This is a genomic window from Pseudomonas sp. C2B4 (assembly GCF_013359695.1).
Classification (GTDB): Bacteria; Pseudomonadota; Gammaproteobacteria; order Pseudomonadales; family Pseudomonadaceae; genus Aquipseudomonas.
Genome location: NZ_JABFMU010000039.1, coordinates 18,796 through 32,780 on the forward strand (window position 1 = coordinate 18,796; position 13,985 = coordinate 32,780).

14 protein-coding genes are annotated in these 13,985 nt (G+C 60.4%); 6 read left to right on the forward strand and 8 right to left on the reverse strand.

What is annotated here, in order from left to right; all coding sequences use genetic code 11:
• The first annotated feature begins 63 nt into the window (after nucleotides 1–63).
• Nucleotides 64–951 (forward strand): LysR family transcriptional regulator, encoded by an 888-nt coding sequence (locus HNQ83_RS21640; protein WP_175390815.1) that lies wholly within the window; start codon nucleotides 64–66, stop codon nucleotides 949–951.
• Nucleotides 952–1,242: 291 nt separating this feature from the next.
• Here the strand turns inward: HNQ83_RS21640 and HNQ83_RS21645 are convergent, their stop codons facing one another.
• Genes HNQ83_RS21645 through HNQ83_RS21660 form a run of 4 tightly spaced genes read right to left on the reverse strand, consistent with a single transcriptional unit; the run spans nucleotide 1,243 to nucleotide 4,852 of the window.
• Nucleotides 1,243–2,256, reverse strand: a complete 1,014-nt coding sequence (locus HNQ83_RS21645; RefSeq protein WP_175390816.1) for a nitronate monooxygenase family protein — start codon at nucleotides 2,254–2,256, stop codon at nucleotides 1,243–1,245.
• A 3-nt stretch (nucleotides 2,257–2,259) separates the two neighbouring features.
• Nucleotides 2,260–2,814, reverse strand: coding sequence for a cytochrome b (locus HNQ83_RS21650; RefSeq protein WP_175390817.1), 555 nt, complete (start codon nucleotides 2,812–2,814; stop codon nucleotides 2,260–2,262).
• A gap of 53 nt (nucleotides 2,815–2,867) precedes the next feature.
• The gene (locus HNQ83_RS21655; protein WP_175390818.1) at nucleotides 2,868–4,541 is read right to left on the reverse strand and encodes a cation acetate symporter; all 1,674 of its coding nucleotides are present in this window, start codon (nucleotides 4,539–4,541) and stop codon (nucleotides 2,868–2,870) included.
• The gene (locus HNQ83_RS21660; RefSeq protein WP_175390819.1) at nucleotides 4,538–4,852 is read right to left on the reverse strand and encodes a DUF485 domain-containing protein; all 315 of its coding nucleotides are present in this window, start codon (nucleotides 4,850–4,852) and stop codon (nucleotides 4,538–4,540) included. The genes HNQ83_RS21655 and HNQ83_RS21660 overlap by 4 nt, the downstream gene beginning before the upstream one ends.
• Nucleotides 4,853–5,089: 237 nt before the next feature.
• Here HNQ83_RS21660 and HNQ83_RS21665 point away from each other — a divergent pair, with 237 nt between their 5' ends.
• Nucleotides 5,090–5,956, forward strand: coding sequence for a LysR family transcriptional regulator (locus HNQ83_RS21665; protein ID WP_175390820.1), 867 nt, complete (start codon nucleotides 5,090–5,092; stop codon nucleotides 5,954–5,956).
• A 157-nt stretch (nucleotides 5,957–6,113) separates the two neighbouring features.
• Here HNQ83_RS21665 and HNQ83_RS21670 read toward each other — a convergent pair whose 3' ends face one another.
• Nucleotides 6,114–7,349 (reverse strand): MFS transporter, encoded by a 1,236-nt coding sequence (locus HNQ83_RS21670; protein WP_175390821.1) that lies wholly within the window; start codon nucleotides 7,347–7,349, stop codon nucleotides 6,114–6,116.
• A gap of 393 nt (nucleotides 7,350–7,742) precedes the next feature.
• Between HNQ83_RS21670 and HNQ83_RS21675 the strand changes: the two genes are divergently transcribed.
• Entirely contained in the window at nucleotides 7,743–8,771 is a 1,029-nt protein-coding gene (locus HNQ83_RS21675) for a D-cysteine desulfhydrase family protein (protein ID WP_175390822.1), read from the forward strand.
• A 69-nt stretch (nucleotides 8,772–8,840) separates the two neighbouring features.
• Here HNQ83_RS21675 and HNQ83_RS21680 read toward each other — a convergent pair whose 3' ends face one another.
• Nucleotides 8,841–9,365, reverse strand: coding sequence for a hypothetical protein (locus tag HNQ83_RS21680; RefSeq protein ID WP_175390823.1), 525 nt, complete (start codon nucleotides 9,363–9,365; stop codon nucleotides 8,841–8,843).
• Nucleotides 9,366–9,713: 348 nt separating this feature from the next.
• Here HNQ83_RS21680 and HNQ83_RS21685 point away from each other — a divergent pair, with 348 nt between their 5' ends.
• The gene (locus tag HNQ83_RS21685; RefSeq protein WP_175390824.1) at nucleotides 9,714–10,160 is read left to right on the forward strand and encodes an NUDIX domain-containing protein; all 447 of its coding nucleotides are present in this window, start codon (nucleotides 9,714–9,716) and stop codon (nucleotides 10,158–10,160) included.
• Between the two features lie 146 nt (nucleotides 10,161–10,306).
• Nucleotides 10,307–10,936 (forward strand): LysE family translocator, encoded by a 630-nt coding sequence (locus tag HNQ83_RS21690; RefSeq protein ID WP_175390825.1) that lies wholly within the window; start codon nucleotides 10,307–10,309, stop codon nucleotides 10,934–10,936.
• Nucleotides 10,937–10,997: 61 nt separating this feature from the next.
• On the opposite strand, the gene HNQ83_RS21695 is transcribed toward HNQ83_RS21690, so the two are convergent.
• Nucleotides 10,998–12,620, reverse strand: coding sequence for a methyl-accepting chemotaxis protein (locus HNQ83_RS21695; protein WP_175390826.1), 1,623 nt, complete (start codon nucleotides 12,618–12,620; stop codon nucleotides 10,998–11,000).
• A gap of 358 nt (nucleotides 12,621–12,978) precedes the next feature.
• On the opposite strand from HNQ83_RS21695, the gene HNQ83_RS21700 reads away from it, so the two are divergent.
• A complete protein-coding gene (locus HNQ83_RS21700) occupies nucleotides 12,979–13,464 on the forward strand; it encodes an adenosine-specific kinase (RefSeq protein WP_175390827.1) in 486 nt (161 codons plus the stop codon).
• A gap of 4 nt (nucleotides 13,465–13,468) precedes the next feature.
• On the opposite strand, the gene HNQ83_RS21705 is transcribed toward HNQ83_RS21700, so the two are convergent.
• Entirely contained in the window at nucleotides 13,469–13,915 is a 447-nt protein-coding gene (locus tag HNQ83_RS21705; protein WP_175390849.1) for a GNAT family N-acetyltransferase, read from the reverse strand.
• Between the last annotated feature and the right edge of the window lie 70 nt (nucleotides 13,916–13,985).

Below are 13,985 nucleotides of genomic sequence, written 5' to 3' on the forward strand. Positions count from 1 at the left end.
GACAGACGTAAAGTGATCGTTAAATATATCCATAATCACTTTTAGAGATGGATGGGGACGATCATGGAAATGCGCCAACTGAAGATTTTCTGCGCCGTGGCGGAGCTGGGCAGCTTCACCGCCGCAGCGTTGCAGGTGAACACGGTGCAGTCCAACGTCACCATGCGCGTGAAGGAGCTGGAAGCCGAACTCAATCGCGAGCTGTTCATCCGCAAGAAGTCCGGGGTGGTGCTGACGTCGGCGGGCGAAACCTTCCTCGGTTATGCGCGACGCATCCTGCAACTGACCGACGAGAGCCGCAGTGCCTTGATGGACACCGGCAGCCCGACGGGCCTTTTGCGCCTGGGTTCGATGGAAACCACCGCCGCCATCCGTCTGCCGCAAGTGCTCACCAAGTACCGCGAGCAATACCCCGAGGTGCAATTGTCGCTGCTGACCGGGACAACCGTGGAGCTGATCAAGGCGATTGAATCCCATCGGCTCGACGGTGCCTTCGTTGGCGGCTTCCACCAGAACTCGGCATTGGCCCAGGAAGAGGTGTTCAGCGAGGAGCTGGTGCTGGTCAGCAGCAACCAGTTCGATTCCCTGCCGGCGCTGATGGAGAAAATGCCCCAGCAGACGGTATTGGTGTTTCGCACGGGCTGTTTCTATCGCTCGACCCTGGAAAACTGGTTCTATCAGGTGGGACTGGTGCCCAACCAGATCATGGAACTGGGCACCCTGGACGGCATCCTCTCGTGCGTCGCGGCCGGCATGGGCGTGACCTTGCTGCCCAAGGCCATCGCGGAAAATTGCAGCGTGCGCCACGGGATTCGCTGGCACACGCTGCCGCCGGAGTTCGCCAACGTGTCCACGGTGTTCATCCGCCGCAACGACTCGATGATCACCTCGGCCATGAGTGCGTTCATTGGCTTGGCGCAGCAGCAGATTGCTCGGCCAGCGGTGGCTTGAATAAATCCGCTCCCACAGGGGATTGGGTGTGTACCCGGATTTCGGCGTCGACAAATAACCATTGTGGGAGCGAGCCTGCTCGCGAAAGCGTCGGGTCAGTCACCCTTAATGCTGAATGTGCCGCCGTCTTCGCGAGCAAGCCCGCTCCCACAGGGGATTGGGTGTGTACCCGGATTTCGGCGTCGAGAAATGAACATTGTGGGAGCGAGCCTGCTCGCGAAAGCGTCGGATCAGTCACCTTAGTGTTGAATGTGCCGTCGTCTTCGCGAGCAGGCTCGCTCCCACAGGGAATTACTGCCAGCCCAGCGTTCTTCTTTGCTCGTTCAGGAATCGCCCTGTCGCAGCATAGTCAGTGCCGCTTCTTTCAGGCACAGGCCGCTGATCCAACCCTCGCGCCAGCTCCGCCACCCGCTGCGCCGCCGGGACGACGCTGTGGATCTTGCCCACCCCCTGCCCCGCATACAGCGACAACTTCTCGGCCATCCGCGCCTTGTCGATCGCCCGGGCACCGCCGCCGATCAGGCGCAACAGGTTCCATTTGTCCCGGTTGGGGATCACCCGGTGCGGCGTGCCATAGGTCCAGCCGAACGAATAGCCGGTGCGGTATTCGGTGTCATCGCTGGTCGCCTCGACGATCTTCTGCTTGTACAGCGGGTGCGCGTTCGACTCATCGGTGGCAATGAACGCCGTGCCCACCACCACCCCCGATGCACCGAGGGACATCAGCGCCCGCACATCGTCGCCGTGAACGACGCCACCAGCCGCCAGTACCGGCCGACCTTCAGAGACCGCAAGGATCGAGGTCAACAGCGGCATGATGCCGATCGTGCCGCGATTGAGGTGACCGCCGCTTTCACTGCCCTGGGCGATGATGATGTCCGCGCCCTGCTCGATGGCGATGTGGGCCAGTTCCACCGATCCCGCCTGCACCATGACCAACAGCCCCGCATCTTTCGCCCGGGGGATCATGTCGGCGGCGTATTTCTCGGCGTAAAACAGCGACAGCAATTTGGGCTTTTCCTTGAGAATCACCTGGAACTGCGCTTCAAAGACATCAGGGCCGCCGAACTGCGGCACCAGGTTCACACCAAAGGGTTTATCGGTGAGCGCGCGGGTTTCCTCGATCCAGCGGCGCAACGCCAGGGGCGGCAGGCGCAAGCCGCCGATGACGCCCATGCCCCCGGCATTGGCCACGGCCCCGACCAGTTGCGGGCCGGAAATGGCCGCCATGCCACCGAGAAAAATCGGGTACTTCACACCGCAGAGCCGGGTGATGGCGTTACCGGCAAAATCGAACTCGTTCATGACTCACAGCTCCACATGTTGGCCAAGCATCCGCTTGAGCGTGTTGTTCTTCAGGAGAAAGTGATTCTTGACCGCGCCGAAGATGTGCAGCGCCAGGCCGGCGAGGAACGCCGAGGCACCGATGTTGAACAACACATCGACCACATGCTTCAACGTTGCATTGGTGGGCAAGACCGACGGTATCCACCAGCCGCCCGGAAGTTCCACGACCTCGCCGGCCGCGGCGCGCGACGCCCAGACGGCGATGGGCAACAGCACCATCGCCAGGGCCAGCGACACCGCCACCGAGCGGCTGATGATCACTTCGATGGGGTTGGGTGTGCCCACCGGCAGCGGATGATAGGACGTGATACGCGCCCAGAACCGATAGGTCGACACGAGGAACAGCATCAGCCCCAGCAGGTTTTGCACCCTGCCGAGTTCCAGTTGCAGCGCCTCGCCGGACGCCTGGCCGATCAACCCTTGCAGGATGAAAATCCCCAGCAGGGAAAACGCCACCACCCAGTGCAGGGCGACGGTGATGGGTGAAAACCTCAAGCCATTGTCTCGTAGTTGCATGGCTGACTCCTTTTGCAGAACGCGCAAATCAGGAAATGGAAGGGACGAAGGGCTTAGTGATTGACGGCCTGTGCTGCGCCGAGCCCGGTCTGGGCGCGGATCAGCTGATCGTCGAACCGCTCGCGCTCAAGCCCTGCCCCATGGCTGCGATCAGTGACCGAGCCCAGCCAGGTGAAGAAGAACGCCACGTTCATCGAGATGATTGCCGGGTAGTCATACGGAAAGATCGCCTCGGCATTGCCCAGCACCTTGACCCAGACAGCCGGCGAGAGAATGACCAGGCCGACCGCGCTGATCAGGCCAGCGACGCCGCCGATCAATGCGCCACGGGTGGTCAGCCCCTTCCAGTACATCGAGAGCACGAGGATCGGGAAGTTGACCGACGCCGCGACGCCGAAGGTCAGCGCCACCAGAAAGGCGATGTTCTGATCCTTGAACAAAATCCCCAGCACCACCGCGACGATACCGATGCCCACCGACGCCATGCGCGACACGCGACGCTCGTCCCGCGCATCGGCCTTGCCCTTCCTGACCACCATCACATACAGGTCATGGGAAATCGCCGAGGTGCCGGCCATGGTCAGCCCGGATACCACCGCCAGGATCGTCGCGAACGCCACGGCGGAAATGAAACCGAGCAACAGGTCGCCGCCCACCGCCTTGGCCAGGTGCATCACCGGCATGTTGCCGCCGCCGATCAGCTTGCCGGCCAGATTGCCGGACTCGTAGAAGGCCGGGTCTTGCCCGACGATCACGATGGCGGCCAGGCCCAGCACGGCGACGATCAGGTAGAAGAAGCCGATGAAACCCGTGGCGACGAACACCGATTTGCGCGCCTGCTTGGCGTCCGGCACGGTGAAGAAGCGCATCAGGATGTGCGGCAATCCCGCCGTGCCGAACACCAGCCCCAGCGACAACGAAATCAGCGACAGCGGGTCGGCCACCAGTTTGCTCGGCAGCAGGATCTTCTCGCCATCGTGGTGCGCGGCCACGGCTTTTTCGAACAGCAGATCGAAGGAAAACCCGAACTTGCTCAGCGCCAGGAATGCCAGCAAGGTCCCGCCCAACAGCAGCAACCCGGCCTTGATGATCTGCACCCAGGTGGTGGCGACCATGCCGCCAAAGGTCACGTAGACCGCCATCAACAAGCCCACGGCGATGACCGCGTAGTTGTACGGCAGGCCGAACAACAGCTGGATCAACTGCCCGGCGCCGACCATCTGCACCACCAGGTAAAAGCACACCACTGTCAGCGAGCCGAAGGCGGTCATGGTGCGGATACGGTTTTGATCGAGGCGGAAAGACGCGATGTCGGAGATGGTGATGCGCCCCAGGTTGCGGATGCGCTCGGCGAACAGAAACAGCAGCAGCGGCCAGGCGACGAAGAAGCTGATCGAATACAGCACGCCGTCGAAACCGTTGAAAAAGATCATGCTGGTGACACCCAGCAACGCCGCCGCCGACATGTAGTCGCCGGCCAGCGCCAGACCGTTCTGGAAGCCCGTGATACCGCCGCCGGCATTGTAGAAATCGTCCATGGATTTGGTCTTGGAAGCGGCCCAGTACGTGATGCCCAGCGTCGTGACCACGAACACCAGGAACATGCTGATCGCGGTGATGTTGATCGGTTGTTTTTCGACGTTCTGCAATACATCGCCGGCCAGGGCCCGCGCCGCAAAGGCGCTCAGCAGGATCGGAAGGATGAGGTTTCGCAGGAGGTGTTTCATACGATCACCCCGTCCCGGATTTGCGCGTTCAGTGCATCGAACTCACCGTTGGCACGCAGGATGTAGAGCCCGGTGAACAACCAGGCGCCGACGATAAACACCAGGCCCAACGGCCAACCGATGTTGATGATGCTGGTGGCGGAAAGCTTCGTCGCGAGCAGGTGGGGGGCGAAAGCGGCGACGAGGATGAACGTGAAGTACGGGACAAGGGTGGCGGCGGTAAGGCCGGCGACGAATCGTCGTTGCCGCGACACCAGTTCCTTGTAACGGGGGTGGTTGCGAATTCTGGCTGATTCGGTTGCAGGGTTCACGTTGACTCCGTGTAGCAGTGGTTGCGTTATTGTTGTTCCACAGCCTCAGATTCAGACTCGATCCGCCACTGGCTGCGGTATCTGTGCCCCTTCAACCTATGCCCGGCACATGATCATGTAAAATGATCATTTGTGAATCAGATGATCGTTTTTGGTGAACCTAAATTCCCCTTTCACTCATCTTTCATACGCCTTAGATTGAGCATCAGTTATTACTTTCACAGATAGGTGAAGTCGATGGATGTCGCGGATCTCAAGGTGGTGGACGCGGTGGCGCGCCACGGCAGCATGAACAAGGCCGCCAGCGAGCTGAACACCGTGCAATCGAACGTATCGGCGCGGATTCGCGCGTTGGAAGACGAGCTGGGGGTGGCGTTGTTTCAACGCAGTGCCAAGGGGGTGCAGGTGACGCCCGCCGGGCGGCGCTTCCTGCCCTTCGCCGCCCGACTGTCGAAGTTGTTGCTCGATGCCTCCAGCGCCGCCCGCGATGACGGTCACCCCAGAGGCGTGCTGGAAATCGGTACGCTGGAAACCACCCTGGCCCTGCGCCTGCCGCACCTGATCGCACAGTTCGCCAAGGCCTACCCCGAGGTTCGTCCGGTGGTGCGCACCGGCACGACCTGCAGCCTGATTCAGGGCGTCATCGACTGTAAGCTGGAGGGCGCGTTCGTCGTGGGGCCGGTCAATCACCCGGAATTGCACAGCGAAGCAGCCTTTCGCGAAGAGCTGGTGCTGGTCACCTCGCCGGCCCTGCGCAGACTGGACGATGTCGCCGATGTCGAGCACCTGAAAACCGTGGTGTTTCGCATCGGCTGCTCCTATCGCCAACGCCTCGACAGCCTGTTGACCCGCCTCGGCATCCTCGCCCCCGAACCGCTGGAATTCGGCTCCATCGAAGCCATCATTGCCTGCGTCTCGGCAGGGGTCGGGGTCACCCTGTTGCCCCGGGGCGTGGTCGCCAACGCGGCCCGCGAGGGATTGGTCGCGGTGCATGATCTGCCGCCGGAACTGGCGCAAGTGGAGACCGTGTTCGTGCGGCGCATCGACGGTTACTTCTCCAGCGCGCTGGCGACCTTTTTGCAGAGTGTGCGCGAAGACCACTAATACAGGTGTGCAAGAAACCTGTGGCGAGGGGATTTATCCCCGTTGGGTCGCGAAGCGGCCCCGTTCTTACCTTCGGGCACACCAAATTGCCCGACTTACGACTGCTTCGCAGCCGAACGGGGATAAATCCCCTCGCCACAAATGTCATGAGTGCCCGCTACCGTGGCACTGTAGCGACCGTTGCAGCATCAAACCGGCTCTTCACCCAGCCATTGATCCCGGCACACAACACCAGCAGCGCGCCGGTCACCAGGAAGACGTGGTGCAAACCGAAATGCGCGCCGATCTGGCCACCGATCAGCGGCCCGATCACCTGCCCGGAAAACTGTGCCGATTGCAGATAACCCAGGATCTTGCCGGTGCTGTGCCCTGGCACCGACTGCCGTATCAGCTTGGCAATCGCCGGCAGCAGCCCGGCGAGGGTCATGCCCATCAGGCCGCGCAATACCGCCAGTTGCCACCACTGCGTGACGAAGGCCTGGGGCACCATGACCAGGCCGGTCAACACCAGGCAAGCGATGATCACGTTCCAACTGCCGACACGATCCGCCAGCGCGCCTAATTTGGCGGCGGTCAAAATGCTGCCCAGCGCCGAGCAGGCCATCACCACGCCGGCGATCTTCGCCTGATCATCGAAGGCCACGCCGAGGTGGCCGATGTAGACGGTGATGATCGGCTCGATGGACATGTTGGCCAGCAGCACCATCATCGCCGTCAGCAGCAGCGCGGCGATGACCGGCCAGCGGGAGCCGGCGCCCTCCCCTTGGGATGGCTTGTCACGCCGCGCGCCGTCCACGCTGCGATCGAAGTCCTCGCGAATCAGCACGATGGTGGTGATCGCCGCCACCGCGATCATCGCGCCACCGACAAAAAAAGTACCGCGAATGCCCACCCACTGCGGCAGAAAACCACCCACCAGCGGCCCGATCAAATTGCCCGACAACGCACCGGTCGACAGCACACCCAAGGCCCAGCCAGCCTTTTCCCGGGGCACCTGGGAGCCAATCATCACAATGGACGCCGAGGCGTATCCACCGATCAACCCGGCGACCAATCGCAGCAGCACCAGGTCGGTGACATTGCGCGCCAGCCCGATCAGCGACATCACAATGGCCATGCCGATGGCCGCACGGATCAGCATCGGCTTGCGACCAAACCGGTCGGCCAGCCGCCCCCACAGCGGCGCGGTTAGCGCCGTGCCAAAAAACGTCGCGCCAAACGCCACGGCCGACCACTGCACCACATCGGCCTGGGCCGTGACGCCCAGTTGTTGCACGTACAGCGGCAAGAACGGCAACAGCATGCTCAGGCTCACCAACGTGGTGAACGAGCCGAACACACAAACAGCCAGGTTGCGGCGCCAATAGGGAAGATTGCGATCGGCATAATTCACGAGGACAGGTGCTCCGTTTGGGCGTCGACAATCGCCGGCAGCAGCGGCGTGCAGGCGAATGCCGTTCTTCAGTCGGGCTGACTCTACGCGCGAAGTTGATATCTCAGTAAACGAATTAAACAGGCAACTGTTATCTGCAAAAGAGATATTCAGTACTGAACATAAGTCCATTGTGGGAGCGAGCCTGCTCGCGAAGACGTCAGGTCAGCCAGCATCGACTGTGACTGTGACACCGCTTTCGCGAGCAGGCTCGCTCCCACAATGGAAACGGGTACATCCGGTCAACCGCGTTGTTTGATTACACGGTGTATCAACAGTAATTCCCGAAGATCGGTATATCTTCAATCTGCGGCTTCTTACAGTCATCGATCCTCACGCCAAGAGTGATCCTTCATGCCCCACGACTTATCTCATCTCGATGCCGCGCTGGCCGCCTACCCCCGGGCGACACTGCTCGAAGGCCCGACGCCGATCCAGAAACTCTCCCGTTTGAGCCCGTTACCTGAAATGAACGGCTGCAACCTCTACGTCAAACGCGATGACCTGACCGGTCTCGGCGGCGGTGGCAACAAGCTGCGCAAACTGGAATTCCTGCTGGGCGAAGCATTGGCCGAAGGCGCCGACACCCTGGTGACCTGGGGTGGCTTCCAGTCCAACCACGCCCGATTGACCGCCGCCACCGCTGCCCGTCAGGGCCTGGCTTGCGAATTGATCCTGACCCCGTCAGCCGTGCGCACCGACGACGACTTTTGCTACAACGGCAATGTCTTGCTGGACGGATTGTTTGGCGCGACGGTCCATCGGTTGCAGCGAGGTGTGGCACCGGATACCTATGCCGCCGAGTTGGTTCGCACGCTCAAGACCCAAGGGAAAAAGCCTTTTGTCATGCCACTCGGTGGCTCCAGCCCCCGGGGCAGCCTCGGCTATGCCGCGTGCGCCGCCGAGATCCTGCGTCAGGCGGATGCGCTCGATATCCGGTTCGATCAGATCATCGTGCCCAACGGCAGCGCCGGCACCCACTCCGGATTGCTCGCCGGCGTCACCCTCGCCCGGTCGTCGACGAAAATCGTCGGCTACTCGGTATTGGCGAGCGAAGAACAGGCATTCGCCACGACCCTGGAAAAAACCCGGCAAACCCTGCAGCTCCTCGACCCGTCCGCCACCCTGGCCGACAACGCGATCAGCGTCGACGGCAGCCAACGCGGCGAAGCCTACGGCGCACCGACCGAAGCGATGCTCGAAGCCGTACGCCTGCTGGCCTCCCATGAGGGCTTGCTCACCGACCCGGTCTACGGCGGCAAGGCCTTTTCCGGTCTGCTGGCTGCCGTGCGCCGGGGCGATTATCCGGCGGGCAGCCATGTGTTGCTTGTGATGACCGGTGGGTTGCCAGGGCTTTTTGCGTATCGAAGTGCTTTTGACTGACTGATTTTTCCCAGGCATAAAAAAACCTCCCCAGTCACAAACCTGGGGAGGTTGGGTTGACGCAATCAATCAGCTCTTGGCTTTGGCCATGTTGGTGAACAGCTCGGTTGGCACTTTCTTGCCGTTCGAGGTGAACTGGTTGGTGCGGAACTTGTAGACCTCGCCTTCGGAGAGGAAACCGTCGTTGTTGGTGTCCATCGCCTTGAATTCTTCGCCGCCCTTCGGCGCCACGGTCAGCAGTTCTTTCAGGGAGACGCGGCCATCGTGGTCGGCGTCGGTACGGGCAAAGGACGCGTCGCCGCATTTGCCTTCACCGCACTTGCCTTCACCGGCCTTGGTCACTTTGGCACCGGCTTCATCGGCGCCGCACTTGCCTTCGCCACACTTGCCCTCACCGGCCTTGGTCGCTTTGGCGCCGGCCTCGGCACCGCATTTGCCTTCGCCACATTTGCCTTCGCTGGTCTTTTCCGCGGCGGCGAGTTGGTAGCCTTGCGGCAGTGCGTCTGCGGCGAACGCGGTCGAAGCGAGGTTCATGCTGCCGGCCAGTGCAACTGCGATCAGGCCAATGCGGGATTTATTCGACATACGGGACATGGTTATTACTCCGGATACAGTGTGCGGTCAGGCCGCTAAGGGTCATGCCACAAGGGCGATAAGCCGTGGTGCGAGAGACGTTTGCTTTCTCGCTGAGGCAGGGCTATTTGACTGCACACGTGTATCCCGGATGTATCCGGATTGCGGGGCATTTGTAAGCCAGTCTCCGAACACGGGGTTGGGATACACAGCGATACATAGGCCCTTCTTTTCGGTCCTGGCGACCTGATTGCGTGGCGTCACAACCATTGCAGCCCGCGAAGCTCATAACCCATTTTGTCTTGACCAGCCCGAACCGGGTGGAATGCAGTACCCTTCACGCCATCACGTCAAAAGGGAATTTCACTCGTGCCAGAACAACGCATTCGCCCTCTCGCGCTGTGCATCTTTCATCATCACGGAAAAATACTGGTCAACCATTTTCAGGATGCCGTTGAGAAGCGGACACTCTTTCGCCCCATCGGCGGTGGAATCGAATTCGGTGAAAGGAGTGTCGATGCCATCGCCCGGGAAGTGCAGGAAGAACTGGGCCTTTCGATCCGCGACGTTCGACTGATTGGCACGCTGGAAAGCATTTTCACCTACGCGGGCAAGCCGGGACACGAGATTGTCCAGGTCTACGATGCACGGTTTGACGACGCAGGCGTCTACGAAAAACCCTGGCTGCAAGGCCATGAAAGCGACGGGGCACCGTTCAGAGCCCTGTGGTGCAACAGCTCCAGCTTCACCGCTGAATCACCGCTAGTCCCTGAAGGGCTTTACGATCTGCTCAAGAAAGCTTCGCTGCTGGAGTGAATAAAGGCTGGCGAACGTATTTTGATTGACCGGCAAGGGCCCCCGCCACGCCCCTGACTGTTGCTATCAAATCCAGCCCCACTGTATCTGCTGCTGCGCGTGCGCTAATGGTTAGCCTTGTGACTCATCCCAGGAGGAGTTGCACCATGCCGGACGCCACCAACCTGTACCTGTTCGTTATCGCCGCCCTACTGTTGTTGATCGTGCCGGGCCCGAACATGGCGTTCGTCACCAGCCACGCCATTGCCCACGGCTGGCGCGCCGGTTTCGCCGCGGCACTGGGGATCACCCTGGCCGACGTGCTGATGACTGCCATGGTCAGTGCGGGTCTCGGTGCGCTGGTGATGAGTTGGACGCCGGCGTTTGATGTGCTGCGATGGGCCGGCGCTTGTTATCTGCTGTGGCTGGCGTGGCAAGCATTGAGGGCACCGTCAGCGAATACCGATGCCCGACCTGCACTGGCGTCGCTGCGCAAGATCTTTGTTCGAGCCACCCTCAACAGCCTGTTGAATCCCAAGGCGCTGTTGTTCTTCATGGTGTTCCTGCCGCAATTCGTCACCCTGGGCACCCGCAGTGTCACCCTGCAGGTGATGGTGTTGGGTGTGTTGCTTGCGCTGATCGCCTTGGCCTTTCATGCCCTGCTCAGCGTTTGTGCCGGACGGCTGCACGGGCGCCTGGGTAACGGAATGATCTCTAGCCGGTTGGGGGCTTACGGCTTCGCAGTGGTCATGACCGCTTTAGCAGCACGTTTGCTGGTGCTCAACCGAACGAACTAAAGAGGCGCTGGCCAAAACGGCTGGCGCTGAAGCCAGCCATTTGGGTTGCGATCGCCAGGCGTTAAACCACGAATCTCGACACCAGACCGTTGAGTGAAACGGCCAGGCGCGACAGTTCCTGGCTGGCGGCGCTGGTTTGTGTCGCACCGGCGGCGGTCTGCGATGCCAGCTCGCGGATGTTGGCGAGATTGCCATCCACTTCCCGGGCTACCTGCGCCTGCTGCTCGGCGGCACTGGCGATCACCAGGTTGCGTTCATTGATGTGGGTGAACGACGAGGTAATCTGATCGAGGGCCTGCCCCGCTGCCTGGGCCACCTCCAGCGTGTCGCGCGCGCGGGTATTGCTGCCTTGCATCGCATTGACTGCCTGTACCGTGCCCTGTTCGATGGCCGTGACCAGTTGCTCGATTTCCTGGGTCGAGCGCTGGGTACGATGGGCGAGGCTGCGCACTTCATCGGCGACCACGGCAAAACCGCGACCGGCCTCCCCTGCCCTGGCCGCTTCGATGGCAGCGTTCAGTGCCAGTAAATTGGTTTGCTCGGCAACCGTGCGAATGACATCGACCACCTGGCTGATGTCCCGCACCCGGTCTGCCAGGTTTTCTACCTCACCGGCCGTTGCCGTTACGCCGCTCGCCAGTTCGCCAATCGCGTCAACGGTGCGCAACACCTGCTCCCGGCCTTGCTGCGCGGTCAGGTCCGACGCGCGCGTGGCATCGGCCGTGGAGATCGCGTTGCGGGCAACATCCTCGGCTGCGCTGGTCATTTCATTGATCGCCGTGGCCGCCTGCTCGATCTCGCCATTTTGCTGGTGCAGCCCACGACTGGCATCTTCGGTGACGGCGCTCAATTCTTCGGCAGCCGACGCCAGTTGATTGGAGGACTCGGCAATGGCCGTGATGGTGTCGCGCAAATTGCCCTGCATGGTTGCCAATGCCGCCATCAACCGTGCGGGCTCATCGTTGCCGATCACCACGGTGTGCGTGGTGAGGTTGCCGGTGGCCACCGTCTCGGCCAACCGGACCGATTGACGCAATGGCAGGACGATACTGCGAATCAAGCCAACGGCCACGGCGCATGACGCCAGTGCGACGACCAACAGCACGCCCATAACGCCACCGCGAGCACTTTTGAAAACTTCGACGCTGTTGGAAGCAGCGCCATTGGCGCCACGGTTATTGAATTCGATCAGGTCGGCGAGTGTCTTGCTCAGCGCATCCGCACGCTGGTTCATCTCACCATTGATAATGTTTCGGGCTTCGTCGAGTTGGTCCTTGCGGGACAGATCGATCACTTTAGCCTGAAGTGACATGTAGGCCGCTGCGGCGGTCTTGAAGCGCTCGTACAACGCCCTGTCTTCATCGACGAGAATGGTTTTTTCGTACTGCTCCATTTCGTTGCGGGTTTCAGCCTTGAGCGCGTCCATCTTGCTGTAGTTCTGCTCGAGGCTCTGTGGATCGCGGCTGATCATGACGCGCAGGGTCAGCGCACGGATGCGTTGAACGTTTTGCGCGCCGTGACTCAAGGCCATCACGCCGGGCAGCCAATCGTCACTGATTTGCCGGGTACTTTCACGCATGTCATCCAGCTTGGACAGCGCAAATATCCCCAACCCCGCGGTCAACGCTGCAACTAGGCTGAATCCAATGGAGGCACGCCAAGCAATACTGATATTTCTGAGCATATTTTGTTTCTTCTTATAGGTGTTGAGCAGTTGGCTCCAGCCATCGGCGGTCCCTCATGTGATGCCCATCGCTGGAAAGGGGGAAACGTGAGACAAGCAGTGGTCGGCAGAACATCTCGATTCCGATGTCGCCAGCGACTTTTTCTACGCGATGATTTCAGGGTCGACTTTTCATTCGACGACAATTTTTTATCATTTCGTAACAAATTGGCTTGTGCTGAATTGAGGTGATCTGAAAATCCGGTTTTTCAACGGATTCGGCCAAAAGCAGGCCCTGGAGGGAACACCATTGATTGAATGGCTATGCTTGATCTGATGCCAGGCGCTGTTTGCACCATCGTGTAAGGAGGTGTTTGCGATGCAACTGATCACGTTAAAAATCGAAAAGCCGGACGAAACGAACTTCATTCTGGGCCAGACGCACTTCATCAAGTCCGTCGAGGACATCCACGAAGCGTTGGTCAATACCGTGCCAGGCATCCGGTTTGGCGTGGCCTTTTGTGAAGCGTCCGGCAAATGCCTGGTGCGATGGTCCGGCACCGATGCCTCAATGATCGAACTGGCACAGAAAAATGCCAAAGCCATCGCCGCCGGCCATAGCTTCATCCTTTTCCTGGGTGACGGTTTCTATCCGCTGAACGTGCTGAACACCCTGAAAATGGTGCCAGAGGTGTGCCGTATTTTTTGTGCAACGGCCAATCCAACGGAAGTGGTGGTGGCAGAGACGGAACAAGGGCGAGCCATCCTGGGCGTCGTGGATGGCTTTTGTGCCAAGGACATTGAAGGCGATGACGACATTGCGTGGCGCAAGAACCTGTTGCGGCAGATTGGCTACAAGCAGTGAGTGATCAATCCAGGCGCTTTTCGAAGTAGACGCGATTGAAGCCATCCTCCGAGCGCCGCTGGACTTCGACGTAACCGAGCCTTGGATAGATGGACAGATTGTCGGTCATCTTCTCATTCGTGTAGAGATGAACACTGCCAAGCCCCAGGCGCATCGCCTCGGCCTCGCAGAATTGCACGAGCGATTTGCCGATGCCTTTCCCGCGCCCTGTTTCAGACACGGCCACGTTTTCGAGAAACATGTGCCGGTCGACCGGAAAGAAGACGATGAATCCTCGCAATTCGTCTTGCTCCCCGGTGCAAAGGTACACATGACCGGCTGCAATCTGCGTCCGGAAATCCGCCAGCATCGGCGCAGGCTTGCGACCGATCAGGGGAACATACCGGGCATAGGCTTGCTCGGCACACGCGCGCACCGCGACTTCATCGTTTGCATTGGCCTGACGGATCATGTGTCGTTCGCACTTGCTGGTCATCTAACACTCTCGCTTGAAGTCGGCATCGTCAAAAAGACACTGCGCA

Bases quoted from the DNA above. Each gene is read 5' to 3' on its own strand.
- HNQ83_RS21640 (WP_175390815.1), top strand. From the start codon at position 64: ATGGAAATGCGCCAACTGAAGATTTTCTGCGCCGTGGCGGAGCTGGGC.
- HNQ83_RS21645 (WP_175390816.1), bottom strand. From the start codon at position 2,256: ATGAACGAGTTCGATTTTGCCGGTAACGCCATCACCCGGCTCTGCGGT.
- HNQ83_RS21650 (WP_175390817.1), bottom strand. From the start codon at position 2,814: ATGCAACTACGAGACAATGGCTTGAGGTTTTCACCCATCACCGTCGCC.
- HNQ83_RS21655 (WP_175390818.1), bottom strand. From the start codon at position 4,541: ATGAAACACCTCCTGCGAAACCTCATCCTTCCGATCCTGCTGAGCGCC.
- HNQ83_RS21665 (WP_175390820.1), top strand. From the start codon at position 5,090: ATGGATGTCGCGGATCTCAAGGTGGTGGACGCGGTGGCGCGCCACGGC.
- HNQ83_RS21675 (WP_175390822.1), top strand. From the start codon at position 7,743: ATGCCCCACGACTTATCTCATCTCGATGCCGCGCTGGCCGCCTACCCC.
- HNQ83_RS21680 (WP_175390823.1), bottom strand. From the start codon at position 9,365: ATGTCCCGTATGTCGAATAAATCCCGCATTGGCCTGATCGCAGTTGCA.
- HNQ83_RS21690 (WP_175390825.1), top strand. From the start codon at position 10,307: ATGCCGGACGCCACCAACCTGTACCTGTTCGTTATCGCCGCCCTACTG.
- HNQ83_RS21695 (WP_175390826.1), bottom strand. From the start codon at position 12,620: ATGCTCAGAAATATCAGTATTGCTTGGCGTGCCTCCATTGGATTCAGC.
- HNQ83_RS21700 (WP_175390827.1), top strand. From the start codon at position 12,979: ATGCAACTGATCACGTTAAAAATCGAAAAGCCGGACGAAACGAACTTC.
- HNQ83_RS21705 (WP_175390849.1), bottom strand. From the start codon at position 13,915: ATGATCCGTCAGGCCAATGCAAACGATGAAGTCGCGGTGCGCGCGTGT.